This is a genomic window from Hymenobacter sp. B81, from assembly GCF_044628455.1.
GTDB lineage: Bacteria > Bacteroidota > Bacteroidia > Cytophagales > Hymenobacteraceae > Solirubrum.
In genome coordinates this window covers 1,326,724-1,351,366 of the sequence record NZ_JBIYZW010000001.1, presented here as the reverse complement: position 1 = coordinate 1,351,366, position 24,643 = coordinate 1,326,724, and the positions used below count along the sequence as shown (strand labels likewise).

Here is a 24,643-nt window from a genome sequence, read left to right as displayed (position 1 = left end):
AGGAGCATAGAGAGAATGGAACATGAAAGCCTGCAAGTTACGGCTGTTGGAGCCAGGCATCGATAGCCTGCAGGGCAAGTTGCTGACTTTTTCCTTCGTTTGGAGTGCCCAGCGTAGCGGAGTAGTAAGCCGCCCGCTGGTAGTGGGTTGCCGGCTTGAGCTGCTGGTAGCGGCGCAACAGCTCGCCAACTTCGGGCAGGGTGTAAGCCCGTTCAACTAGGCCGTGGGCCGCGTAGCCGTAGTAATCGTCGGCCGCCGCGTGGGTGCCGAAGCGGTAGTAGATACTGACCAGGTTGAGCAGCGTGGCCTCGAGGTGGGTGGAGGTGTCGGCCGCCACCAGCGCGTCGTGGCCCAGCAGGAACTCAAACACACTTTCCTCCCGGGCACTGGACCAGCGCAGCTGCGGAAAGGCCCGGCGCAGGTCGGCAAAGTCGCGCTGGTCGCCGGGGTGAGGGCGCAGGGTGAAGGTAATATCGGGAAACTCGCTCAGTAGGTATTCCAGGGCGGCGCTCAGCCCATCGGTAGGGTCGAGCAGGTTGGCGGCAATGGCCACGCGGCGCACTGCGAGGCTGGTATTGCGCTGGGACAGAAAAGCATCGGCCTTAGGCATACCTACCAACTGTACTCTGCCGTGCACGGGGCCACACTGCCGGTACTTATCCAGCGCATCCTGGCCTTCCAGCAAATTCAGATCGAAGCCCAGAGGCGGAAACGAGGTGCTCACGCTCGCGTGCTGAATGTAAGCTGTGGGCACGCCTTCGGCTTGGCAAGCCAGCAGCAGGGCGCGGGCATCGTCGTTGTGGTCGTTGGCAAATACCACCGCTCGCGGCCGGTAGTGGCGCAGGGCCCGGCGGTATACCTCGTAGTAGCCAATGGCGTTGAAAATCAGATCAAAGAAGCGCCAGGCGGCCCGCCCTTCGGTGCGCAGCAGACCGAGCAAGACCACTGGGAACTGCCAGTAGTATAGTAGCTTGCGGCGCAGGGAAAGCCGGTTGACTCGATGGTTGTAGCGCCCGATCTGCTTGCTCTGGCCCGCTACCAGCACGGCGTCGGCACGGTGCTGCCGCAGAAAGTGCAGCGCATCGTAGTTGTTCTGACTGACCACGTAGAGCCAGACCGCGCCGCTCAGTTTTTCGGGGTTACGCACCGGCCGGAACACGTTGCCCACCAGCCGCAGTCCCGCGTAGCCCAGCACCTTAACCAAGCGCCGCACCGGACTGGCCGGCGACACGGGTTCGAGCACCGAACTGGGCAGCGAAGCATACAGCGGGCTGAACCGCAGCTGCAGCAGGTCGCGCATGCGCGCCACCAGAGGCGAAACCAACACGGGCCTACAGGTTTTCCCAGCTAAGCGGGGTGCCGGCACGCAGGGCTGCGCGGGCCGGTTTGCCCAGCACCTGGTCGAAGTAGCGGGGAGGAAGCCCGTCGCCGGGGCGCACCACGCGCAGATTTTCGCGGCTGAACGGCTCCCCGGCGGCAATGTCGCGCGCCACGTACAACGAACGTTTGTAAAGGCGGCTGTTTTCCTCGGCCCGCTGCACCCCGTACTGGATGCTGCCCAGCGCCTGCCAAGCCCGCTCGGTTTCGGTAACCAGCTGCGCCACTTCCTCGGGTTCCAGCGAAAAGGCCGAATCCACGCCACCGTCGGCGCGGCGCAGCGTGACATGCTTTTCCACCACGCAGGCCCCCAGCGCCACGGCGGCTACCGAAGCTCCTACCCCCATGGTGTGGTCGGACAGGCCCACCAGGCAGTCGGGGTAAAGCTGCTGCAGGTGCGGAATGGTGCGCAGGTTGGTGTTCTGGGGCGTGGCCGGGTAGGTGCTGGTGCACTTGAGCAGCACGAGTTGCCGGCAGCCGGCTGCCCGGAGCACGTCTACGGCTTCGGCTACCTCGGCCAGGCGGCTGGCACCGGTGCTCATGATAACGGGTTTGCCGGTGGCAGCTACGCGCCGCAGCAAGGGCCAGTCGGTATTCTCGAAGGAGGCAATCTTGTAGGCCGGTACGTCCAACGACTCCAGGAAGTCAACGGCTGTTTCGTCGAAGGGCGAGCTGAAGGCCAGCAGGCCGTGCTGCCGGGCCCGCTCAAATAACGGGCGGTGCCACTCCCAGGGCGTATGAGCTTCTTCGTAGAGCTCGTACAGCTCGCGCCCATACCAGAGCGACGACGGATCGTCGATGCGGTGGGCGCCGCGCAGGGTCATGGTATCGGCCGTGTAGGTCTGCAGCTTGATGGCGTGGGCGCCGGCCGCGGCCATGGCATCGACAATGGCCAGCCCGCGCTCCAGCGACTGGTTGTGGTTGCCGCTGAGTTCGGCAATGATCAGGGGTGGCTGCTCGGGGCCGATGGCGCGGGCGCCGATTTGAAATTCAGGCATGGCAAAACCGGGCGGGAGCCGGCAACAAAACATCAGAAATAGAACGCCGTGGGGCTAGCGGCGGAACACCCGGGCCTGCATGGCCTCGCGTAGTTGCAGCCACTCACGCTGCAGCAGGGCCAGGCCAATGACATCCTTGAACGCGCCGTCTTTGCGAATGTGTTCACGGAAGTAGGACTCGCGCCGGAAGCCGAACTTCTCGTGCATGGCTACCACCCGGGCGTTGTCGACAAATACCTCGCAGAGCAGCTTGTTAAGCTGCAGCTCCGTGAAAACGTATTCGAGCACCGCAAACTCCACCCTGGCGCCGATACCCGTACCGCGTAGGTCTTGCTCGCCCAGGTAGAAAGCCCAGTAGCACGACTGAAATGCCTGATTGATTGCGTAGAGGTTGGCTACGCCCACCGGCCGGCCCTCGTGCTGGATAATCCAGTACTGTCTGGAAGTATCCTGACTGATGGCCGCGAACCAGGCCCGCTGTTGCTCGGCGGTGATGGTATCGGCGTGGTACATATACTGCGCCACGGCCGCGGAATTGCGCCAGGCACGCACCAGTTCAAGGTCTTGGGCAAGTAGGGGGCGTAGCAGTTCGTTATTCATAGCCGGGGCACAAAAGCAGGCGGCCGCAAAGGTAGCAGCCCGGCCGGCGTTGTCAGCGCGGCGCGGCCAGGCGGGCAAACTCGGCCCGGAGCTGTGCCGGGGCCAGCGCCGTCACGTAGGGCTGGCGTAGCTGGCTTTCGTGGAACCTGAAACCCTGGCCAAGCTCCCGGGCCAGCTCCCCACTCGATAACCGGGAAAAATCCCCTACGGAGTAAGCCTGACGGTGCGCCTGCACGTACTCGGCCAGGTGGCGCTGGTTGTCCACGTAGTAGCCCGTTACGGCGGCCCGACCCAGGAGCAGGGCTTCGAGCAGAACCGTACTGGCCGGGCATACCACCGCATCGTGTGTCTGATACAGGGCCAGCATCTGCTCGGCGGAAGCACTGCGATGATACCGGACCCTGTTGGTGTCCTGCCCGCGGGTCAGCTCGTGCAAGTCGGCCTCGTAGGCAAAGGCGCCGCCCAGTACCACGCCAATCTGACGCACCTGGCTCATGCCCAGCAGCGCCACTAAGCAGCGGTGAGTGAGCCTCTCCGGATCGGCGCCGCCAAAGCACAGCAGCACCGACTCAATATGGGGAACTGGCGCCGGCAGCTGCAGGCTCTGGCGGAATTGTCTTCTGAGCAGTGAATACTCGGGACCCAGGCAATACCGGGTGGAAGCCAGCTCCTCGTAATCAGTGGGCGCTATTCCCGGGGCGTGATTAATTAGCAAGTCGGCCGCCGTAGGCCAGGCCCGCAAGTCGTCTACGACTGCCAGGCGGCAGCCACTGGCGCGCACAGCCAACTGGTAAGTGGTCTGAAAGTCGTAACCGTCGAGCACCAGCACATCGCGGGCGCTTAGCCGGGCCGCCAGCAACTGTGCCTCGGCGGCGGCCGGCTGCTCCGGCAGCTCCAGCATCGGCAGGCCGGCTTCGGCAATCAGCTGCCGGACGATTTGCGGGGGCTGCTGGGCGGCAAACAGGGTTTCGGCAAACGCACCCCGGACCATGTCGGCTAAGGCGAGCAGGCGCACCACATGGCCCAGCCCGATGCGGGAGTTACCATCGGCGCGTAGAACCAGGCGGGCGGCAGGCTGGGCGGGCATCAGGGGCTTACTTGTTGGTTGCTACCGTTAATTGCTGCCAGCCAGGGATGCTGCGCCAGCAGCAGTTGCACCTCGCGCAGACCGAAGCCCGCGGGTAGACTGGTGTAAAGCAGGTGCAGCAAGGCGTAGTCGCTGGCATAGTCGAGCGTGAGCCGTAGATCCGGTAGCAAAGGCTCAAACGCGAGGGTTTCGAGGCGGAAAGCGTTGGGGTGGCGACGCAGGTAGGGCGTCACGTGCTCGCGCTCCTCGGGGCGCTGGGCCTGGGTATGGGCCGCTGCCAGGGCCGCGTAACTGATGACTTCCAGATTGGTCCCCAGTGGCAGGCCCGTGGTCAGGGTATAATCGGCGCCGCTCCGCAGGTGATGGGCCAGGGCCTGCGTCAGGTAATGCGGGTCGAGGGCGGGGTTATCGGCGGTAAGGCGCACCACCACGTCGAGGCCAAAAGCAGTGGCAGCGTGGTAGAAGCGGCCCAGCACATCCTGCTCGCTACCCCGGAACACGGCCGCGCCGCGCGCTTCGGCCGTCGCCGCCAGCGCATCGTCGGCCGCGGCAGATGAGGTGGCCACAACCACCGTGCTGAGCTGCGGCACTCGCCCGACCCGCGCCAACACTTGGTCGAGTACAGTGAGGTTGCCTTCCAGGGGTAGGGGCAGCAATACCTTGCCCGGCAGGCGGGTTGAGCCCAGGCGGGCCTGCACCAAGGCGCCGGTGCGCGGAGCTGGGCTTAGCGAATGGTCCATCCGCCGTCAACAACCAGATTGTGCCCCGTTACGAAATCAGCGGCGCGGGAGCTTAAAAACACGAAAGCGCCGGCCAGGTCTTCGGGCCGGCCAATGCGCCCCAGGGGAATGCGCTGCTCCAGCTCGCGCACGAACTCCGGGTGCTGCTGCACGGTCGCGCTGGGAAACGCCCCCGGCGTCACGCAGTTCACCTGGATGTTTTCCGGGCCTAGGAAGGAAGCGAAGTAGCGCGTGAGTTGAATTACGCCGGCTTTGGCTGCGCCGTAGTGCGGGGGGTTGGTAAACTGCGGGGTTGCCGCGTAGGCCGTGAAATCGGGCGCTACCACGCCGTACATGGAGGCCACGTTGATGATTTTGCCGCTGCCGCGCTGCCGGAAGTAGGGCAGAATTTCGCGAATGCAGCGGTAGGTGGTGCCCATCGAGCCGTCGAGGCCGAAGGCAAATTCTTCGTCAGTGAGCTGATCGGGTCGGTTGCCGCGGCTGTAAACGGCGTTGTTGATGAGGACAGCGGGCAAGCCGTAATCAGCGGTGCTGCGGGTAAATGCCTGCTGAACCGACGCGGTGTCGGCCACGTCGCAGGCGATAAAGTGGACGTCAGACGGCTGCTCGCCGAAGGCTTCACTAAAACCATCCCGGTGACGACCCAGCACCAGCACCGTGGCGCCCTGGGCCGCCAGCGCCCGTACCGTGGCCCGGCCCAGGTGGCCGTAGCCGCCGGTCATCAGCACCACCTGGCCCCGCAGGGAAAATAGATCAGCAAATGAGGCTAGCGCGTCGGAGGCCATGTGTACGGCAGAATAAATTGCTCATCGGTTTCAGCCAGCCGCACCAGTTGCGGCCTTAATTCCCGGGCTTGCTCGGCGTAGGCCCTGGCCGCCACGTTGACCCGCAGATTCTCTGCTGAATCTACGCCAATCACTACCCGGTCAACTGCGGGCGTCTGAGCCACGAATTGCAGTAGCAGGGCCGGCAGGGGCACACCCGCTTCCCGAGCCAGAGCTTGCAGCCGCGCAAGCTTGGGACGCAGCGGCTCAAAAAAAGAGGGAAGACTACCAAGGTCGCGCAGCAGCAGGCCCTGCAGGAAGGCCGAGCGCGCGTGCACCTCGATGCCCCGCTTCCGCAGTTCAGCCAGTAGAGGCGCGAAGCGCTGATCCAGCACGTTGAAGGGAAGCTGCACTAGGGTTAGGTTTAGGCCCGAGTCCAGCAGCCAGCGCGCCTGAACCGGGTGGTAGAGCGACACGCCGATGCGCGTTGTCAGGCCCGCCTGCCGGGCTTCCACCAAGGCTGACCAGGCTTCCGGGTGTTGCTTCAGGCCATCGAAGCTGTGAAAGAGGATGCCATATACCTGCTTGAGGTGAAGCCGCTGCAACGAAGCTTGAATTTGCAGGTTGACTTCCGCGGGTGAGCCCGCCGCCAGTTTGGTTACAAGCTGGAATTGACCGGAGCTGGCTTCCAGCAAATGCCCCAGCCGGGCTTCGCTGTCGCCGTAGGCCGCCGCTGTGTCGAGCAGCGTGACGCCTTGGCTTGCCGCCTCCTGCAGAATAGCCCGGACGGTCGCATCATTGGGGCGCCCGGTAGTGTTGTTCAGCCCGTAGTCGAGGCCGAATTGCGCTGTTCCCAGGGCCAGTTTGTGGACAAACTCAACGTTCATCAGCTCCGATTTACAAACTCCAGCACGCAGTCAATCACGTACTGATGCTCTTCGTCGCTGAGGGTGGGGAACATGGGCAAGCTCAGGCAGCGGGCGTAGTAGTGCTCGGCGTGGGGAAAGTCGCCGGCGCGCCAGCCCTGCTGCTGGTAGAAGGGCATGGTATGCACCGGGATGTAGTGCACCTGCGCGAAAATCTGCCGGCTGCGTAGAAAGTCGTAGAGCCCGCGGCGGTCGGCTACCTGCACGATGTAGAGGTGGTAGGCGTGGCCCGCGTCGGTGTGCAGCAGCTCAACGCCGGGCACCGGGCCGAAGGCCGCGTCGTAGCGGGCGGCCAGGGCGCGGCGCCGGGCCAGGCCCTCGTCGGCGCGCTGCAGCTGGCTCAGGCCCAGGGCGCAGAGCATGTCGGGCAGGCGGTAGTTGTAGCCCAGCGTCTGCATCTCGTAATACCAGCCGCCCTCGTCGGCGCGCTGCAGCTGGGCGGGGTCCTTGCTGATGCCGTGGGTGCGCAGCAGCAGCAGCTTTTCGTACAGGTCGCGGCGGGCAGTGGTAATCATGCCGCCCTCGCCGGTGGCAATGTGCTTGACGGGGTGAAACGAGAAAATGGCCAGGTCGGCCAGCTGCCCGCTGCCGCAGCGCTGCTCCCGGCCCTGCCCATCCAGGAACGAGCCGCCGGGGGCGTGGCAGGCGTCTTCGATGATCCAGAGGCCAAACTCGTCGGCCAGCGCGCGGGCCTCCTCCAGGTTCACGGCCAGCCCGGCGAAATCTACCGGAATCAGCCCGTGGAAATAACCCCGCGGGTGGCTCTCGAGCAGGCGCCGCACCGCGGCCAGGTCGATGAGCGCGGTTGCAGGGTCGATGTCGGCAAAATGCACCTCGCCGCCGCAGTACAGCACGCAGTTGGCCGAGGCCGCGAAGGTGATGGGCGTGGTGATGACGCGCTGCCCCGGCTGCACGCCCAACGCCAGCGCGCACAAATGCAGGGCCGCCGTGCCGTTGCTCACCGCCACGGCGTATTCCACGCCGATGTAGTCGGCAAAGCGCCGCTCAAACTCGGCCACCTGCGGGCCCTGGGTGAGAAAGTCCGAGCGCAGCGTGTCGAGCACGGCCTGCTCATCGGCCGGGCTGATGTGCTGGCGGCCGTAGGGAATGGGACGGGAGGGGACGAACGAAGACGTAGCCATGAGGCCTCAAAAGTACGGGCTCGGCGGGTTTGGGCGGCCGCCCAGCAGTGGATAGTTTCGGCGGCCCGTGTTTGCGGCGCCTGACCGGCCCAGCCGGGTGGCCCAATCGTTAGGCCTCGGCCGCAAAAAAAGCCCGGCCGGTAAGGTCGGGCTTTGGGGCGGGGCAGCCAGCGGCTACACCGTAAAGTCGGCGTCGACGTGCTGGCGGATTTCCTCGCGCAGCTGCTCGGCTGTCATCCATTCGTCGTTGTTGGCCGAGTTGTAGTGGAAGCCCAGCGGCACGCGCTTGCCTTTGAAATGGGCAATGAACTTATCCACGCTCCAGGGCGGGGTCGAGGGCAGAATCACGTAGTAGCGGTCCAGCTCCACCGTGCTCAGCGCGTCGGTTTCGGTAATCATTTCCTCGTGCAGCTTCTCGCCGGGCCGGATGCCCACGATTTCCTGACGGCATTCGGGGCCGATGGCCGTGGCCAGCTCGGTGATGCGGTAGGAGGGAATCTTGGGCACGAAAATCTCGCCGCCCCAGGAGTGCTCCAGCGCGTACAGCACCAAATCCACGCCCTCGTCGAGTGAGATATTGAAGCGCGTCATGTCGGGGTGGGTGATGGGCAGCACGCCCCTGCCGCGCTGCTGCAGGAAAAACGGCACCACCGAGCCGCGCGAGCCGATAACGTTGCCGTAGCGCACCACCGAGAAGCGCAAATCCCGGCTGCCCTTCATGTTGTTGGCGGCCACGAACAGCTTGTCGGAGCAGAGCTTGGTGGCGCCGTACAGGTTGATGGGGGCCGCGGCCTTATCGGTGCTCAGGGCCACCACGTCCTTCACGCCGCAGTCCAGGGCGGCGTTAATCACGTTTTCGGCCCCGAAGATGTTGGTCTTGATGCACTCCATGGGGTTGTACTCGGCCGCGGGCACCTGCTTGAGGGCGGCGGCGTGCACAATCACGTCGATGCCTTCGCAGGCGCGCTTCATGCGCTCGGCGTCGCGCACGTCGCCGATGAAGTAGCGCATGGCCGGGTACTTGTCGGTGGGAAAGTGCTGGGCCATTTCGTACTGCTTCAGTTCATCGCGCGAGTACACCACCAGGCGCTTCACCTGCGGGAACCGGTCGAGCACCGACTGCACGAACTGCTTGCCAAACGAACCGGTGCCGCCGGTGACGAGAATAGACTTGTGATTGAGGTCGAGGGCCATGCCAGGGAAATAGAAGCCGGCCTTGGGGCCGGCACAGACGGCAAAATTAGGCAATACCACCCGGCTTTGCCTAGTCTGGCCCGAGATGGGGCGCGGGCGCGGCGGGCATCAGCCGCGGATGAGCTGGATGAGCCGCTCGGTGAGGGCACGCCGCGAGTAGCGGGCGTGGCTCACGGCCGGCAAATCCAGGTTGAAGTTATGCTGCCAGGCGGCCACCAGCTGGTCGAGGTGCTCGTGCATGGCGGCGGTGGCTTCGTAAGCCAGGGTGCGGCCGGCCTGGTTTTCCTCCAGAATGTGGTCGGCGTCGGAGCCCACCGGTCCGATGCACACGATGGGCTTGTTGGCGGCCAGGTACTCGAAAATCTTGCCCGGCAGAATACCGAAGTTGTGGGGCACGTCGGGAATGGCCAGCAGCAGGGCCGTGCTGCGCAGCAGATAGCCGATGGACTCGTCGTGGGGCACGAAGGGCACGATTTCGGTGTGCGCCCGCAGGCCCGCCTCGGCCAGCTGCTGCTCGATTTCGCGGGCCACGCGCCCCACAAAGCGCAGGCGCAGCGGCACCGTGGGGTGGCGCCCGATGCAGGCCGCTACTTCGCGCAGAAACGGCCCGAGGTGGTACTGCCCGGTGACGGTGCCCACGTAGGTAATCAGCAGCTGATCGGCGGGCGGCGCGGAGGGCGCCCCGAAATCGGCTTCGTCGTAGCCGTTGGGCAGCACGTTAAACTTGCCGGCCGGCAGCCCGGGTACCTTGCCCGCCAGCAGGCGGCGGGTGTCGGCGCTGGTGGTGATGACCGCGTCGGCCGCCGTGAGCACCTGCCGCTCGTAGCGGGCGTCGAGCCAGTGGGCCGGGGCCGTGCGCAGCAGCGCCTGGGTGTAGTAGATGTCGGTCCACGGGTCGCGCAAATCGGCCAGCCAGCGCAGCCCGTAGCGGCGCTTCAGCTCCAGGCCGATAAGCTGGGTGGAGTGCGGGGGCGAGGAGGTGAGCACGGCGTCGAACCGCTCCCCGGCGCTCAGCAGCTGGGCCACGGCGCGCAGCACGTGGCGGTTCCAGCCGCGGCGCGCGTCGGGCACAAACAGGTTGCCGCGCACGAAGCGGGCCACGCGCTGGGCGAGGGAGGCGCGGCCCTCGTTGGCAAAGCCGCCGTGCGGAATGGGCCGGTTGGTGAGTTTCTGGTAGGCCCCGAAGGGCTCGGTGGTGCCCGTGTGGATAACGCGCACGCCCGGCGGCACGTCGGCGGCTAGGGAGTGGTCGAGCACCGGGTAGGCGGCCTGAGCGGGGTCGACCGTAATGACCGTTGGCTCAACCCCAAAGGCAGGCAGGTGCTTTACCCACTTCAGGCAGCGCTGCACGCCGGCGCCGCCCGAGGGCGGCCAGTAGTAGGTAATGACGAGCAAACGCAGCGGAGCAGCGGACACGGCGGGGCGGGAAAAGCGGCGGAAACACGAAAGTAAACCACGAAACCGGCTTTCGGGGTTTTGTGGCTATTTTTGTGGCTGGGGCCGGGAGCCCCGCGGCCGGTTTTTACGGACCGGCCCGCAAAAAGGCGGAAGCGGCGGCTGTTGGCCGCTTTTTCGCCCACCCGGCCCGCCGCCACCCAGAGGATTCAGCCCTACCATGTTTGATAATTTAAGCACCAAGCTCGACCGCGCCTTCAAAACCCTGAAGGGCCAGGGCAGCATCACCGAAATCAACGTCGCCTCCACGGTGAAGGAAATCCGCCGCGCCTTAGTGGACGCCGACGTGAACTACAAGGTGGCCAAGGAAGTCACCGACAAGATCAAGGACGAGGCCCTGGGCCGCGACGTGCTCACGTCGGTGTCGCCGGGTCAGCTCATGGTTAAGATCGTCTACGACGAGCTGACCGAGCTGATGGGCGGCGAAAAAAAGGACATTGTCATCAAGGGCGACCCGGCCGTGGTGCTGCTCTCGGGTTTGCAGGGCTCGGGCAAAACCACCTTCGCCGGCAAGCTGGCCTCCCACATCAAAAAGCAGAACCGCACCGTGCTGCTGGTGGCCTGCGACGTGTACCGCCCCGCCGCCATCGACCAGCTGAAGGTGCTGGGCGAGCAGATTGGGGTGGAAGTGTACGCCGAGGTCGAGAACAAGAACCCGGTTCAGATTTCGCAGAACGCCCTCGAGTACGCCCGCAAAAACAACAAGAAGGTGGTCATCATCGACACCGCCGGCCGCCTGGCCGTCGACGAGCAGATGATGCGCGAGATTGAAGCCGTCAAGAAGGCCATCAATCCCTCCGAAACCTTGTTCGTGGTGGACTCCATGACGGGCCAGGACGCGGTGAACACGGCCAAGACCTTCAACGACCGCCTGAACTTCGACGGCGTGGTGCTCACCAAGCTCGACGGCGACGCCCGCGGCGGCGCGGCCCTCTCGATCCGGGCGGTGGTGGAGAAGCCCATCAAGTTCATCTCGACAGGCGAGAAGATGGAGGCGCTGGACTTGTTCTACCCCGACCGCATGGCCCAGCGCATTCTGGGCATGGGCGACGTTATCAGCCTAGTGGAGCGCGCTCAGCAGCAGTTCGACGAGGACGAGGCCAAGCGCATCAACGCCAAAATCCGCAAAAACCAGTTCAACTTCGACGACTTCCTCTCCCAGCTGGAGCAGATCAAGAAGATGGGCAACCTGAAGGACCTGGTGGGCATGATTCCGGGCATGGGCAAGGCCATGAAGGACGTGGAAATCGACGACGATGCCTTCAAGCCCATTGAGGCCATCATCAAGAGCATGACCCCGCAGGAGCGCGCCAACCCCGACATCCTGAACGGCAGCCGCCGCAAGCGCCTCGCGGCCGGCTCGGGCCAGGGCATTCAGCAGGTCAACAACCTGATGAAGCAGTTCGACGAGATGCGCAAGATGATGCGCACCATGAACAAGATGAGCCAGACCAAGGGCGGCATGGCCCAGATGGCCAAGATGATGGGTGGCGGCCTGCGTCGCTAATCCCGGATTCACCCGGATTTTTTCCGATGATTGACAGGCGCCCCGGCTACCAGCCGGGGCGCCTGTTGTCTATTGGGCGGATGCTGAGCGCGCCGGGGGCGGTTGGGCTAACCCTGGCGAGGCGAACGGCGTTTCCCGGAAGCCAAACGGCTTTGCCCATGACTGCCACCACCGTCCGTTTACTGTCCGGGCTGCTCCTGAGCCTGGGCAGCTGCACCAGCAGCCCCGACCAATCGGCCGCCAATCCGCCCCCGGTGGCTGATTCCGCTACTGCGGCCCCGCCGCCCGCGGATACCGCCGCGCCGCCGGTCAATCGGGGCCAGCCGGTTACGCTGGCGGGCCAGACCTTCCGGCTCAAGTCGGTTCCGCTGGGCCCGTCCGATTCCGACACGCCGCCGCAGTTCAACATTTACCTCTACCCGAGCCGGCGGCCCGACAGCGTGCTGGTGGCGCAGGACACCGAGCCCTCGGTGCTCGCCCGGGACCAGGGCCGGCGCATGGGTGTGCCGCCAACGGCCGTCATCCTGTTTCAGACCTATCACGCCGGGGCCGGCTACCATTATTACGCCGCGGCGGAAGGCCACCAGCTGCGCATCTACCGCAAGCGGCTGGAAGAGGCTACCCCGGCAAACGAGCACGCGGCCCGCCCGCCGTGGCAGCTGGTCAAAACGTTTGGCTTCTTCACCGATGGCGCGCGGCAGCTCACTCCCTAGCCTGGTCCGCCGCTTAGGCTACAGCGTACCGGCGGGGTGCTGACCGGCAGCAATGGCCGCCAGTTGCGGGGGCGCATACGGCGCCGTCAGCACCTGCGCGTCGGTGTGAAAAGCCCGGAACAGCGCGAAAACGTAGCGCATCCGCTCCTGAATGCGCGTCCAGTCGTGGGCGGCGGTGGCAACCGACGGGGTTTCCTGACTGGCCAGCGGCCCCCCGACGCTGCCCAGCAAGGCAATAGCCGGCGCCTGTTCGGCCGACAGGGGCAGCAGGGGAGTGGGCAGCGGGACGTCCTGGGCCACTGCCAGGCGGCGCGGACCGATGTCGAACTGTAGCAGGCGCTGCGTCACGCAGCGACGGATGATGAGGGGCATGGCCCCCCGGATGTAGGGCTCCAGCCGCAGGTGCTCATGCCACACGGCAAAGCAGTTGGCTAGGTAGGCGGCTTCCTGCTTGCGGGTCGGGTCAGTGGCGCGGCCGGCCGTGCAATACTGCTGAAACGCCTGGTGCAGCAGCTCCTGCCCGCCGTGCCCGGCCGGCCCGGGGCGCAGCCGGGCCAGAAACTCGGCTTCGGCGGCCGGCGTGAGGTCGGCGGGGCCGGTGAAGCGCGCCACGAAGCGGGCGGTCTGCTGGCCAATATCTTCCAGCACGGTGCGGTTGCCCGCCAGAATCAGCCGGGCCGATACCCGGCGGCTGCGGCGGATAATCCAACGCCCGGCCGCCGCCCCGCACCCCAGCCCGAGCAGGGTCCCGGCCGGCAGTGCCAGGGGCGGAAAGCCCAGCAGCCAGCCGCAGCCCAGTCCCACCAATGCCCCCACGATGCCCCCGACCACCGTCCCGTCGCGGCGGGCTTGGTCGAGGTCTTCTTGCCGGATGGCGACACCGGCCTTGCGGGAGCCCCACACGGCCCAGGAATGGAAATTGGCACCCGCGTCGGCTCCCAGCACGCGCTGCAGCGCTTCCGACAGCAGGTAATGACAGCGGGTAATTTTGAGGTTGGCCAGCACCGGGTCGGGCTCGGCCAGCGCCGCCCGGATTTCCAGCTCCAGTGGCGTGGCAGTGAGAGTTGCGGCTTGCATTGGCGGAAGATAGCGGGCGGAGTGCCCGTTGGTAGATCATCGACCGAAAAAAGCCCCGAATCCGGCGGATTCGGGGCCAGCAAGGGCGGGCGCTCCGAGCGGCATCAAGCCGGAAGCTAATATTCCGTCTTGCCTTCCTTGGCTTCCCAGGCGCGGAAGCCGGCCAGGGCCTCGTCGCGCAGCAGTTGCTGCATGGGAATGCTGCGCTGGGCCAGGGGCTGCTCGATTTCGTCGTAGATGAACTGGTCGTCGAAGCCGATGGCGGCCGCGTCCTGCTTGGTGTTGCCGTAGAACACGCGGCGCGGGCGGGCCCAGTAAATGGCACCCAGGCACATGGGGCAGGGCTCACAGCTGGTGTACAGGTCGCAGTCGGAGAGCTGGAAGGTACCTAGCTCGCGGCAGGCCTTGCGAATGGCGTCGACCTCGGCGTGGCAGGTGGGGTCGTTGGTGCTGGTGACTTGGTTGAAACCGCGGGCGATGATGCGGCCGTCTTTCACCACCACGGCCCCGAACGGGCCGCCGTGGCCGGCTTGCATCTGCTCGACGGAGAGGCGAATGGCCTCGCGCATGAATTCGGGGTTGGGATCTTGCTCAAGCATGGGAAGTCGGAACGGGTAAATCGACCAACTGGCCGAAGCGGCAAAGGTACGGCGCCCGGCTGCCGCGCGAAAACCCGCGGCGGGCAAAAGCGTTGGGGCGAGTCGGCGGGCGAATTCGTAAGGCGTATTGCTCTTTTAAAAGTGCCGAAGCATCCAGGGAAAGTGCCGGGCTGGGCAACCCCGCGGCTCCGCCAACCGAGTGAACGACGAACCGCCGCATTGGCTTCGCGTCCGGCCGGCGGGCTTGCCCCGCCCGATACAACGTCGGGCGGCAGTTTCACTTCAATCCCCATTGCCTTATGCGTTCAACCTGTATTCTCCGGCGTATGCTGCTGGCAGTCCTGTGGCTGCTGGCTTTTTAGGGCGAGCCGACCATCTGCGGCCTCACCTGCTGCTCGGCGCCCGGCTCGACGGGGCGCAGGAAGTGCCGGCCGTGAGCACCCCGGCCCAGGGTGCGGCCAGCTTCACCTTCAACGAAACCCGCGACACGCTTTTCGTCACGGCGGCCTTCAGCGGCCTGAGCGGGCCCATCACCGCGGCGCACGTGCACGTGGGCGCACCGGGCGTGGCTGGTCCCGTCGTCACCAGCCTGGTACCGCTGCTGCGCGGCAACCGTATGCAGGGCTTTCTGACCGGCGCCGACCTCGACCGCAGCAAGGTGGCCAACTACCTGCGCGGCAACTACTACCTCAACGTGCACACGGCGGCGCACCCGGCCGGGGAAATCCGCGGGCAGATCGAGCTGGAGCAGGACCTGGCCTACGTAGCCCAGCTCACGGGCGGGCAGGAAGTGCCCGCGGTCAGCACCACCGCCGGCGGCCTGGCCGTGCTCAACCTCTCGCCCGACAAAAGCAAGCTGAAGTTTCACCTGGTGGTGCGCGGGCTGAGCGGGCCGCCCACGGCCGCGCACTTTCACCAGGCGCCCCGCGGCACCAACGGTCCGGTGGTGGTTGACCTGGCACCCTTCCGCACGGGCAACGTCATCAGCGGGGAGCTTACGCCCACGCCGGCTTTTCTGGCCGCGTTTGAGGCGGGCAACATTTACGTGAACGTGCACACCGCCGCCCATCCCGGCGGTGAAATCCGCGGGCAGGTGACCCGCGACCGGGGCTACATGAACGCCGATGTGCGGCTGAGCGGCGGCCAGATGGTGCCGGCCCTAGGTACGGCCGCCAACGGCGTGGCCATTGTGCGGGGCACCTACACCCTCGACACCTTGTATGTATTTGCCACCTACACGGGCCTGAGCGGGCCGGTGACCCGGGCCGTGCTGCACAATGCCCCGTTGGGCCAGGCCACCAGCGCCGCTACCGAAGTTACCGGCGACCTGGCCCCGCTGATTCAGAACGAGCTGCTGGGCGTGCAGCTGGTGCCGCCGCCGGCCCAGGCCACCGCTCTCATGAACGCCCTGCTACGCGGCAACCTGGCCCTGCAGCTGTCGACGGCCACGAACCCCGGCGGCGAAATCCGGGGGCAGATCTACCGTTACGCCCGCGAGGGCTACACCTTTGCGTTGAACGGGGCGCAGGAGCGGCCCAACCCGGTGGCCAGCGGGGGCTACGGGGCCGGGCTGGTGTCCATCGACCGCGACCAAAGCAACGTGCACTACCTGCTGGCCTGGGGTGGGCTGAGTGGCCCGGCCACGGCGGGTCACTTCCACACCGGCCTCAGCACCCAGGCCGGGCCGGTCGCCTTCAACCTGGCGCCCTCCTTCAACAATGCCGGCAACCCCACGGCCGCCCACGGTTACTGGCGCAGCGACCAAACGCCACCGTTCACCCTGCGGCGGGCGCTGCAGTTTCGCACCGACAGCATGTACGTGAACCTGCACACGGCTGCCAATCCGGCCGGGGAAATCCGCGGGCAGGTGCTGCGCGGGGCCCGCAACCTGAGCCTGATTCTGGCCGCCCGGCCCGCCGCCGTGGTACCCGGCACGCTCTCTGCCTACCCCAACCCGACCCGGGAACAGCTGTACCTGAGCTTTGAGGGCCGCACGGCAGCCTCCGGCCACGTCAGAGTTACCGATGCGCTGGGCCGAAATGTCAGCTCGCATCCCCTGCGGGTGCAACCCGGCGCCAACGCGCTGACTCTGGAGAGTAGGGAGCTAGCTCCCGGAATTTATTTTTTGATGCTGGGGGTTACTGGCACGAACATTGTTATTAAATTTGCGAAAGAATAGTTTTTTAGGTGTTTTGGTTGTGGAAAAGAGGGACGGCGCTGCTGTCCCTTTTTTTATTGCTTAAAGTTATGGCGGTAAGTGAATTACGGGCGTTGCCTGGTCCGCTGAGCGGGTTGATTTCCGGGCGGTAGCCGGCAGCCGCGGAAGCCTACTGGGGCGTTGCCGCGGCTGATTACCGGGGTGCTTGGCTGCTGCCCCGGATTTTTTTGGCTGCTCCCTTGAGTTGCCGGCCAGCTTTAGTGCACCACCCGAATCAGGTACTGCTCTTCACCGTCGGCGGCTTCGTTGCGGAAGGCACCCACGCGGCTGGGGCCGTAGCCCAGGTTGACTTTCACCCACTCGTCGCGGGCGGGCAGCTGCCGCAGGATTTCGGTGCGCAGCTCGGTTAGCTTGCTTTCGAGGTGGCTGATGTGCTGCTGCAGCTCGGCGGGGTTCTGGTGCAAGCTGGCGGCGGGTTGGGCTGCCGGTTCGGCCTGCCGGGTTTGCTGAGTTACCTGGGCCTTACGCAGCTCTTCTTCGGTTTCCAGGTAGGTGCGCACGGTTTCTTCCAGGGGCAGCAGCGCGGGGTCGAGGTAGTCGAGGTTGGAGGCCATTTCGGTGAGTAGTTGCTGGGCTTCTCAACGCAGGGGTGGGGGCGAAGGATGCGGCCGCAGGCAAATTCGGCGGGGCGGCCTCGGGCCAACTTCCCTACTTTTGCGGGCTGCCGACCCCGCGTGCCGGGGCGGCATCCTTCCCGTTGACCCACATGTCCGCTTTCGACCCCATCGGCACCGCGCTGCTCGACTACCTGGCCGGCCACACCGCCGCCGCCATTACCGTGCACAGCAACGTGGCCGACGACGAGCCCCTGCCCGCCCGCTACTTTTTCCGCAGCCTCTGGGAAATGCCCGAGCTGGAGCGCACCGCCCTCGACGAATGCCGGGGCCGGGTGCTCGATTTGGGGGCCGGGGCCGGGGCCCACTCCCTGGAGCTGCAGATGCGTGGTTTTGCCGTGCGGGCCGTCGACGTGTCGAGCGGGGCGGTGCGGGTGATGCAGCAGCGCGGGGTGCGCGAGGTGGCCTGTCACGACATTTTCGAGCTGAAAACCGACGCCGACGGCCCCTACGACACCCTGCTCATGCTCATGAACGGCCTGGGCCTGGTGGGCACCCTCGACGGGCTGGAGAAGTTTCTGCAGCGCGCCCACGAGCTGCTGGCACCCGGCGGGCAGATTCTGGCCACCAGCAGCGACATCAGCTACCTCTACGAAGACGAGGAAGGGGCCCTGAACCTCAACCTCAACGGGCCTTACTACGGCGAGGTGGAGTACCGCATGAGCTACCGCGAGCAAACCGGCCCGGCCTTCGGCTGGCTGTTTGCCGACCCCACCATCGTGCAGGACTACGCCGAGGCCGCCGGCTACGACGTGGAGTTTGTGGCCGAAGACGAGCAGGACCAGTTTCTGGTACGCCTCACCCGCCGCGCCTAACCGCGGCCCCGGGCTCGCCCGCCAACCTTTGGGCCGGGGCCGCGGTTGTTGCCCTTATTCTCCCTTGCCATGTCCTACACCAAGCAATACCCTATCCGCTGGGCCGACCTCGACCCCAACGGCCACATGCGCCACTCGGCCTACAACGACTACGCCGCCCAGCTGCGCCTCGACTTTCTGGAAGACGCCGGCTATCCGCTGGCCCGGTTCGCCCAGCTCGGCATCGGCCCCATCTTGTTTCGCGAAGACACCCGTTTTCTGCGCGAAATCAGCCCCAACGAAACCATTACGGTAGGCGCCGAGCTGGCCGGCCTCAGCCCCGACGGCCGCAAGTGGCGCATCGTGCACACCGTTTACAAGGCCGACGGGCGCGAGTCGGCGGTCATCACCGTCGACGGGGCCTGGCTGGATCTGCGCCAGCGCAAGCTCACGGCACCGCCCGCCGAGCTGACCGCTGCCCTGGGCCAACTCGAGCGCCACGCCAGCTACGCCGAAATCGGCGGCGACGGCCGCACGGGGCAGTAGCGCCCAACCCACCGGAAAACTTCGGCCGCTTCGCCGGGCTTGTTTCCGACGAATACCATTTTCCCGACCGCGCCCGGGCCTGCTTCAGCGGGCCGGGGCTGCGGTCGGTTTCGTGTGCAGCGACTTGGCGATGCGCGTGAGCTGCTGGCGGTGGTGCAGCACGTGGTCGAGCATGAAGTCGAGGGTTTGCTGAATGGTGAGCATGCCGGCGCGGGGGTGGCGGAAGATGGCGCGGCCCGCGAGCTGGCCCGGAAACTCGTTGAGCAGCTGCTCCAGCTGCCGGCGGGTGCGGGCCCAGCCAAGGCGCAGCTCGGCGAGGCTGGGCAGCTCGGCCGCATCGGCGGGGGTGAGGTCGGCCACGCGGGCGGGGGCCTTGAACTTGAAGCCGGGCAGGCGCAGCGCCAGGCGCAGCAGTGCGGCGCGCAGGCTGGCTTTCCAGTTGCTGCGGCGCAACTCGCTGGTTTCCTGCTGCAGCTTGTGGCGCAGGTACTGCCCGATGGCGTCTTCGGAGGCGGCCAAATGGTGCACCACGTGCGCGGCCGACCACTGCCCGGGCGCCGGCGCCTCGTGGGCGCGGCTGCCCAAGGCTTCGGCGGCGCGTAGCAGCTGCTCGGTGGCCGATTCCAGTTGTTCGAAGCGCAGGTGCAGGCGGTGGTTCATAAGCAGGGAAGCGGGGCGGGCGGGTAGGGGCCGCGCCGCGCCAAAAGGTACTGAAAAACGATGGGGTCGGATTGCCGACCCGGGCCGAAGTGGCACGAAAAAGCCCCGCTTCGGCTGGGAAGCGGGGCTTTTCGGGAAATGGTTACCCGCGCCTAGCGGTAGAGCACGGCTTTCACGGCCTTCACGGTGCGGGCCACGTTGGGCAGGGCCGCCTCGATGAGGGTGGGCGCGTAGGGCAGGGGCACGTCGGCGTTGGTGATGCGGCCCACGGGCGCGTCGAGGTAGTCGAAGGCGTAGCGCTGCACGTGGTAGGCCAGCTCGGCGCTGATCGAGGCCAGCGGCCAGGCTTCCTCCACAATCACCATGCGGTTGGTTTTCTTCACCGACTCCACCAGGGTGTCGTAGTCGATGGGGCGCACCGAGCGCAGGTCGATGACTTCGGCTTCGATGCCTTCCTTGGCCAGCTCGTCGGCGGCGGCCAGGGCCACCTTCATCATCTTGCCGAACGAGACGATGGTCACGTTTTTGCCGGGGCGCACCACGTTGGCCTTGCCCAGCGGAATGAGGTACTCCTCCTCGGGCACCTCGCCCTTGTCGCCGTACATCAGCTCCGACTCCATGAAAATCACGGGGTCGGGGTCGCGGATGGCCGACTTGAGCAGGCCCTTGGCGTCGTAGGGGGTGGAGGGCACCACCACTTTCAGGCCGGGGGTGTTGGCGTACCAGTTCTCGAAGTTCTGCGAGTGCTGCGAGGAAAGCATGCCCGCGTTGCCGGTGGGGCCGCGGAACACGATGGGGCAGGTGTACTGCCCGCCCGACATGGACATCATCTTCGCGGCCGAGTTGATGACCTGGTCGATGGCCACCAGCGAGAAGTTGAAGGTCATGAACTCGATAATCGGCCGCAGTCCGTTGACGGCGGCGCCCACGCCGATGCCGGCAAAGCCCAGCTCGGCAATGGGGGTGTCGATTACGCGCTCGGCCCCGAATTCGTCGAGCATGCCTTGGCTCACTTTGTAAGCGCCGTTGTATTCGGCTACCTCTTCGCCCATCAGAAACACGCTCGCGTCGCGGCGCATTTCCTCGGACATGGCTTCGCGCAGGGCTTCCCGGAATTGGATCGTCCGCATGTAGATGTCAGGAAAGAAAAAGTCGGGTGAAAAACGGCCGGCCCCGCAGGAACCGGCCCGTAAAGCTACAATGCCCGGCGGGAGTGGGCAAACCTAGTTTGCGCCGGCGCTGCCGCCTACCGCCCGGGAGCCGGGCTTACAGCTGCTCCAGGTGCGGGCCGCTGTCGGCTGCCACTACCCGGTACAGGCGGTTGCCGCAGCGCACGTAGCGGACGGGCTCACCCAGCGGCACCGTGTTGGCTTTCTTCACAAACGCGCCCTGCTCGTAGGCAATAACGAGGGTGTCGCCCCGCAATTCCTGCCGGGTAATGCGGGTTTGTGCCGCCGAATTCAGGGAAGACAGCACCAGGCGCTGGTCAACTACACTCAGCAGCAGGGCCGCGTCGGGAGTGGGCGAGCTTACCCGGGTGGCGGAGCAGCCTGCCAGCAACAGCAGCCCGGGCAGCAGGGAGGAGCGTTTCATGGAGTGGAGGAAAGCGTCATTGGGTGGCAAACGGCTCGGCGGCTGAGCGGGGTATGGCTAGCCGAACCATAGGGGCTGCTAGCAGCGCCGCGTGCCCCTCTAGCAGATGCGTGTGCCTTGCTAGGCTGTGTCTGAAAAGTAGTGCTGCAGGATACGTCGAATACAGGCCAGTTGAGCCATACTGAGAAAGTGTTGGTCGTGTTTATCGTAGCGGGTGGCCACGCGGCGGTGTTCCTTGAGCGAACCGAAAAAGCGCTCCACCACGTTGCGGCGGGCATACCGGTGCGGCTCGATGCACGGTGGTCAGCCCGCCGCGGCTGCGCCCGAGGCACTGGGCTTTTTTTTCGTGCCGCCGGCCGCACTTTTCGTGGCGCGCACCGTGGTCGAGTCCACCAGCCACGTGTCCAGGTCCAGCAGCCCGTCCGCATCCAGGCGTAGGCGCAAGGCGGCCAGCACCCGCTCAAACGTGCCGTCCGCCGACCAGCGCCGGAACCGCTCGTAGGCCGTTTGCCACGGGCCGTAGCGCGCCGGCAAGTCCCGCCACGCCGCGCCCGTGCACAAGATCCACAGCAACGCGTTCCACAACGGCCGGTCGTCGCGCCGCGGCCGGCCCGTGCGCTGCGGTGGCAACTCGGCTGCCACCACGGCCCACTGCGCATCCGTTAACTCGTATCGTGCTGCCATCCCCTAAGTTAAGCACCAGCCCTTTTCAGACACAGCCTAGTCGTTGCCTGTGCTCCTCTAGCAGGAGCGTATGGCCTTCTAGCAGTTCCGTGTGGGTGTCTAGCAGTTCCATGTGGGCTTCTAGCAGAAGCGTGTGCCTCTCTAGTTGTTCCGTGTGGCCTTCTAGCAGTTCCGTGTGCCTCTCTAGTAGCCCGCGCGCGTCGGGCGCAGGGCTTTACTCCGACTTCAGATCTAGGCAAACGGTATCCGCGTTGACTTTAAGGCCTCATTCACTCTGAAAATACAGCAGGAGGTCGTAATCGGGCTGGGCGCGTTCGTTGAGGTAGATATTTTCAAACTCTTCCCGCGGATCTACGACTCGCATTTCTGGCGGGGTGCGACATAAATGAGTTAGGCAAGCATCTTCACTCAGCAAATACTTTGGGGTGCGGGGCTGCAGGTGCAAATAGCTGACGCCTTCAAATGCAAGATGCAGTTCTGCCCAAGGCTCCCGTGCGGCCCAATCACCTGCCGACTTTCGCCAAGACAGCCGGAGCGTGGCGTTGGCGGGTTCGAAGTAAAGGGCTGTAAAGTCGAAGTTGTTGTGCAGGTCGGCGTAGCCGCCTTCCGGCCATACCAAGTCGGTGTACGAACTGCCAATGGCGAAATTCAGGAATTGCATAAGTGGCTTGATTGCCGGGCAAATAAAGTTTCGTGCCGGGTTTACAGGGTCAGACGACCAGCCCGCCATTCCTTCAGGGTCGTTTCGGCAATAAAGCCCAATATGCCGTTCTCCGAGGCGACATGCCGTAGCACGGCTTCCGCTTTGGGGGTATTGCGCCTAAGTAAACAGGATGCCGCCCACAGCCGGACGCCAGGGGAGGGAGAGTCGAGAAGTTCCAGCAGCCCGGTTGTATGCCCTTGGTCTTTTAGCCAACGCACGGCGGCAATAATGCGGGTGTAGGCTTTGTTGCCAAGCCTGGAATTGCCGCATTCCGTAGCGGCTGCGTGCGCTTCGGCCGCGGCTGCAAAAGCAGCAAGGGCCGCGGCCGGATTCAGGAAACTATCCGCCTTCATTTCACTGCCGCAGGGCCTCCACAAACATCTTACTGCCGGCGTAGCCGCGAAACTCCAGGTCCTCGACGGCCTTCTGGGCGTAGGCGCGGTCGAGCTGCACGGCCCGGCGCAGGTACTGGCCCACGTCGCCCTCGCGCTGGGCACGGGCAGCGGCTACGGCCAGGCAGTAGTAGGCCATGGGGTCGTTGGGCTTGAGCGTGAGGGCTTCCTGGTAAATCTGGGCGGCGCCGTCGTAGTTTTCCTTCAGCAGGTACAGCAGGGCGCGGTTCATGGTGTTCTGGTAGCTGCGGCCGCTGAAGGAGAGGCTGCGCAGCGCGTCGTCGGGCTGGCCGATTTCGATTTCCAGGGCGCCCTTGTCGGCAAACACCTTTTCCAGCACCGGGCGCGGGCCGCCCAGCTTCACGGCGTAGTCGTAGCTCTGCAGGGCTTCGAGCCGGTCGCCGGCGCGGTGGTAGGCGTTGGCCACGTGGTAGAACATCTGGGCCGTGGGGTTGCGGTGGGCCGCCAGGGTGAAGTTGGTGGCCGCCCGGCGCAGGTAGGCCCGCCGCACCCGGTCGGAAACTTCCTTCTCGGAGCGCTGCTGCAGCACCACGGCCAGGTTGTAGTAGGCCTGCCAGTGGCCGGTGGTGGCTACCGAGGTTTCGTAAATGCGCTGCTTTTCGGCCAGCAGGGGCGTGAGCGAGGCCGAGTAGCGCAGCTCCTCGGGCGTGAGGGCGTCGGCTTCCAGCTCCTTTTCCACGATTTTCTTGGAGAGCAGGTAAATCTCCGACTCGAAGCGCTTGGGGGCGGTGTAGCGCACGGCCACCGTGCCGAAGCGCATCACCGGGTACACGTACTGCTCGAGGTAGTCGAAGAAGGAGAGGGCGTGCAGGCGCTTTTCCTTTTGGGCCCAGGTGCCGGGCGTGTCGTTGATGATGGCCACCACCGAGTCCTGCTGCTCGGGCTTGAGGGCCGAGGCGGCCACCTTGCTCAGAAACAAATCCCAGCGCCGGCGGAAGGTCTGGGTCTCAAACTTCACCGACTGCGCCGAGTTCAGGTAGGAAGCCGTTTCCAGGCGCCTCTTGTAGTACTTGGCCAGGGCCTGCACGCGCTTGTCGGCCAGGCGGGCATCGCGCGAGTCCACCGAGTCGGGCGAGTGGCCGGCTACAATCATCACCTTTTCGGTGCGCTGGTTAGCCTCGATGAATTCTTCCAGCGCGGCTACGTTGGTGCCCAGGTAGTTGCGCACCGCGCTCTGGCCCTGGTCGAAGAAGAAAGGCAGCACCCGGGTGCCCCCGCCTTCCAAGCTGGCCGACTCGGGCAGCAGCTCCACCACTTCCTGCTCGCGCACCACCAGGCGGCTGGTGAGCACGATGCCGCGGCCCAGCAGCACTTCCTCGGCGCGCACCACCTTGCCGCCGGGCTTCAGGCGGCGCACCTGCGGGCGGGCTATCAGCTGGCCGGGGTTTTTGCGCGGGTCGTAGGGAAACGACACGGGCTGGCGGATGATGAGGAAGTTGCGGTCCTGGTCGTCGTAGAGGTACTCGCCCGAAAGGAAGCGCAGGGTGCGCACCGTATCTTCGCGCAGGCCGTTGTCGTAGCGGTAGCGCACCGGCAGCTCGTACACGCGGCCTTTGCGCAGGTGCCTGGCGGGCACGCGGGCGGTGAGCTCGGCCAGCACCTGGTCGCCGTTGGCTTCGAGCACGGGCGGGCGCAAGCTCAGCTGCTGGCCTTCCTGGGCCAACCGCAACGTGCGCGGCAGCGTACAACCCGGCAACCCAACAACCAGCAGCAAACCAACGCAACGAGCGGCAACAACGGGGAACGAACGCATGCAAGAAATTTCAGGCGACAAAATCACCCCCTAAACGCATTTGCAGGGGCTTCGGACGTACCAGCGGAAGCCCAACAACGGAAAAAAACTTGACGAACGGCGCCGGCCGCGCTATCTTATCGGCCCAACACCCCTGACTTTCACCCGGCTATGAAACGCATTACCGACTTTATTGAGCTGCAAAGCTTCGGCGTGTGCGACGCGCTGGGCAAGCGGCTCGGCTTCTCCACCAGCAGCGTCCGGCTCTCGTTCGTGTACGCCTCGTTCTTCACCTTTGGCTCGCCCATCGTGCTGTACTTCGCCCTCGCGTTCTGGATGAATGTGCGCCGGGCCATGCGTCGGCAGCGCAGCACCGTCTGGGATTTGTAGGGCTGCTGCGGTCTTTTCCGCGTGAACCCGGCCGGGGGCAAACTGCCGCCCGGCCGGGTTTTTTCCTGTTCAGGCGGATTTAGCCCGCAGTGGGCGCGGAGGTCTCCGCTGAAGACG

General features: G+C 65.5%; 25 protein-coding genes and 1 pseudogene. 6 read left to right on the top strand and 20 right to left on the bottom strand.

The features are described 5' to 3' along the window. Positions 1 to 37 precede the first annotated feature (37 nt). The 10 genes from ACE191_RS06070 to ACE191_RS06025 form a co-directional block, all read right to left on the bottom strand. Positions 38 to 1,327: a hypothetical protein gene (locus ACE191_RS06070; RefSeq protein ID WP_400191292.1), complete on the bottom strand. Its 1,290-nt coding sequence runs from the start codon at positions 1,325 to 1,327 to the stop codon at positions 38 to 40. A 4-nt stretch (positions 1,328 to 1,331) separates the two neighbouring features. Beyond that, positions 1,332 to 2,375, bottom strand: coding sequence for a pseudaminic acid synthase (gene pseI, locus ACE191_RS06065; protein WP_400191291.1), 1,044 nt, complete (start codon positions 2,373 to 2,375; stop codon positions 1,332 to 1,334). 54 nt (positions 2,376 to 2,429) lie between these two features. Further along, the gene (pseH, locus tag ACE191_RS06060; RefSeq protein WP_400191290.1) at positions 2,430 to 2,975 is read right to left on the bottom strand and encodes a UDP-4-amino-4,6-dideoxy-N-acetyl-beta-L-altrosamine N-acetyltransferase; all 546 of its coding nucleotides are present in this window, start codon (positions 2,973 to 2,975) and stop codon (positions 2,430 to 2,432) included. Between the two features lie 52 nt (positions 2,976 to 3,027). After that, on the bottom strand, positions 3,028 to 4,062 hold the full coding sequence (gene pseG / locus ACE191_RS06055; protein ID WP_400191289.1) for a UDP-2,4-diacetamido-2,4,6-trideoxy-beta-L-altropyranose hydrolase: 1,035 nt from the start codon (positions 4,060 to 4,062) through the stop codon (positions 3,028 to 3,030). Then, positions 4,062 to 4,802: a cytidylyltransferase domain-containing protein gene (locus ACE191_RS06050; protein WP_400191288.1), complete on the bottom strand. Its 741-nt coding sequence runs from the start codon at positions 4,800 to 4,802 to the stop codon at positions 4,062 to 4,064. Before ACE191_RS06050 ends, pseG begins: the two co-directional genes overlap by 1 nt. Beyond that, a complete protein-coding gene (locus ACE191_RS06045; protein ID WP_400191287.1) occupies positions 4,787 to 5,587 on the bottom strand; it encodes an SDR family oxidoreductase in 801 nt (266 codons plus the stop codon). Before ACE191_RS06045 ends, ACE191_RS06050 begins: the two co-directional genes overlap by 16 nt. Beyond that, complete coding sequence (locus ACE191_RS06040) at positions 5,569 to 6,453, bottom strand: aldo/keto reductase (RefSeq protein ID WP_400191286.1); 885 nt, start codon at positions 6,451 to 6,453, stop codon at positions 5,569 to 5,571. Before ACE191_RS06040 ends, ACE191_RS06045 begins: the two co-directional genes overlap by 19 nt. Further along, positions 6,453 to 7,634: a UDP-4-amino-4,6-dideoxy-N-acetyl-beta-L-altrosamine transaminase gene (gene pseC, locus ACE191_RS06035; protein ID WP_400191285.1), complete on the bottom strand. Its 1,182-nt coding sequence runs from the start codon at positions 7,632 to 7,634 to the stop codon at positions 6,453 to 6,455. Before pseC ends, ACE191_RS06040 begins: the two co-directional genes overlap by 1 nt. Positions 7,635 to 7,808: 174 nt before the next feature. After that, on the bottom strand, positions 7,809 to 8,828 hold the full coding sequence (gene pseB / locus ACE191_RS06030) for a UDP-N-acetylglucosamine 4,6-dehydratase (inverting) (RefSeq protein WP_400191284.1): 1,020 nt from the start codon (positions 8,826 to 8,828) through the stop codon (positions 7,809 to 7,811). A 108-nt stretch (positions 8,829 to 8,936) separates the two neighbouring features. Further along, positions 8,937 to 10,244 carry a glycosyltransferase family 4 protein gene (locus ACE191_RS06025; RefSeq protein ID WP_400191283.1) on the bottom strand — a complete coding sequence of 436 codons (1,308 nt, stop codon included), beginning with the start codon at positions 10,242 to 10,244 and terminating at the stop codon, positions 8,937 to 8,939. Between the two features lie 199 nt (positions 10,245 to 10,443). Between ACE191_RS06025 and ffh the strand changes: the two genes are divergently transcribed. Both ffh and ACE191_RS06015 read left to right on the top strand, forming a co-directional pair. After that, the gene (gene ffh / locus ACE191_RS06020) at positions 10,444 to 11,790 is read left to right on the top strand and encodes a signal recognition particle protein (protein WP_400191282.1); all 1,347 of its coding nucleotides are present in this window, start codon (positions 10,444 to 10,446) and stop codon (positions 11,788 to 11,790) included. A gap of 158 nt (positions 11,791 to 11,948) precedes the next feature. Continuing rightward, entirely contained in the window at positions 11,949 to 12,503 is a 555-nt protein-coding gene (locus ACE191_RS06015) for a hypothetical protein (RefSeq protein WP_400191281.1), read from the top strand. Between the two features lie 18 nt (positions 12,504 to 12,521). On the opposite strand, the gene ACE191_RS06010 is transcribed toward ACE191_RS06015, so the two are convergent. After that, the gene (locus ACE191_RS06010) at positions 12,522 to 13,580 is read right to left on the bottom strand and encodes a hypothetical protein (RefSeq protein ID WP_400191280.1); all 1,059 of its coding nucleotides are present in this window, start codon (positions 13,578 to 13,580) and stop codon (positions 12,522 to 12,524) included. A gap of 116 nt (positions 13,581 to 13,696) precedes the next feature. Next, a complete protein-coding gene (locus tag ACE191_RS06005) occupies positions 13,697 to 14,179 on the bottom strand; it encodes a nucleoside deaminase (protein WP_400191279.1) in 483 nt (160 codons plus the stop codon). A 343-nt stretch (positions 14,180 to 14,522) separates the two neighbouring features. Here ACE191_RS06005 and ACE191_RS06000 point away from each other — a divergent pair, with 343 nt between their 5' ends. Then, positions 14,523 to 16,358, top strand: a complete 1,836-nt coding sequence (locus ACE191_RS06000; protein ID WP_400191278.1) for a CHRD domain-containing protein — start codon at positions 14,523 to 14,525, stop codon at positions 16,356 to 16,358. Between the two features lie 236 nt (positions 16,359 to 16,594). On the opposite strand, the gene ACE191_RS05995 is transcribed toward ACE191_RS06000, so the two are convergent. Further along, positions 16,595 to 16,951 (bottom strand): hypothetical protein, encoded by a 357-nt coding sequence (locus ACE191_RS05995; protein WP_400191277.1) that lies wholly within the window; start codon positions 16,949 to 16,951, stop codon positions 16,595 to 16,597. 152 nt (positions 16,952 to 17,103) lie between these two features. On the opposite strand from ACE191_RS05995, the gene ACE191_RS05990 reads away from it, so the two are divergent. Continuing rightward, positions 17,104 to 17,826, top strand: a complete 723-nt coding sequence (locus ACE191_RS05990; protein ID WP_400191276.1) for a class I SAM-dependent methyltransferase — start codon at positions 17,104 to 17,106, stop codon at positions 17,824 to 17,826. A gap of 69 nt (positions 17,827 to 17,895) precedes the next feature. Beyond that, entirely contained in the window at positions 17,896 to 18,351 is a 456-nt protein-coding gene (locus ACE191_RS05985; RefSeq protein ID WP_400191275.1) for an acyl-CoA thioesterase, read from the top strand. A gap of 84 nt (positions 18,352 to 18,435) precedes the next feature. Here ACE191_RS05985 and ACE191_RS05980 read toward each other — a convergent pair whose 3' ends face one another. The 7 genes and pseudogenes from ACE191_RS05980 to ACE191_RS05950 form a co-directional block, all read right to left on the bottom strand. Further along, a complete protein-coding gene (locus ACE191_RS05980) occupies positions 18,436 to 19,011 on the bottom strand; it encodes a DinB family protein (protein WP_400191274.1) in 576 nt (191 codons plus the stop codon). 152 nt (positions 19,012 to 19,163) lie between these two features. Next, complete coding sequence (locus ACE191_RS05975) at positions 19,164 to 20,141, bottom strand: pyruvate dehydrogenase complex E1 component subunit beta (RefSeq protein ID WP_400191273.1); 978 nt, start codon at positions 20,139 to 20,141, stop codon at positions 19,164 to 19,166. Positions 20,142 to 20,277: 136 nt separating this feature from the next. Further along, positions 20,278 to 20,604, bottom strand: coding sequence for a hypothetical protein (locus tag ACE191_RS05970; protein ID WP_400191272.1), 327 nt, complete (start codon positions 20,602 to 20,604; stop codon positions 20,278 to 20,280). A gap of 120 nt (positions 20,605 to 20,724) precedes the next feature. Next, positions 20,725 to 21,288 (bottom strand): annotated as a pseudogene (locus tag ACE191_RS05965) (IS5 family transposase). 265 nt (positions 21,289 to 21,553) lie between these two features. Continuing rightward, on the bottom strand, positions 21,554 to 21,949 hold the full coding sequence (locus tag ACE191_RS05960) for a hypothetical protein (protein ID WP_400191271.1): 396 nt from the start codon (positions 21,947 to 21,949) through the stop codon (positions 21,554 to 21,556). A gap of 41 nt (positions 21,950 to 21,990) precedes the next feature. Then, positions 21,991 to 22,344: a HEAT repeat domain-containing protein gene (locus tag ACE191_RS05955; RefSeq protein ID WP_400191270.1), complete on the bottom strand. Its 354-nt coding sequence runs from the start codon at positions 22,342 to 22,344 to the stop codon at positions 21,991 to 21,993. 1 nt (position 22,345) lies between these two features. Then, positions 22,346 to 24,073 (bottom strand): tetratricopeptide repeat protein, encoded by a 1,728-nt coding sequence (locus ACE191_RS05950; protein WP_400191269.1) that lies wholly within the window; start codon positions 24,071 to 24,073, stop codon positions 22,346 to 22,348. A 234-nt stretch (positions 24,074 to 24,307) separates the two neighbouring features. Between ACE191_RS05950 and ACE191_RS05945 the strand changes: the two genes are divergently transcribed. Beyond that, complete coding sequence (locus tag ACE191_RS05945) at positions 24,308 to 24,526, top strand: PspC domain-containing protein (protein ID WP_400191268.1); 219 nt, start codon at positions 24,308 to 24,310, stop codon at positions 24,524 to 24,526. The last annotated feature ends 117 nt before the right edge of the window (positions 24,527 to 24,643 follow it).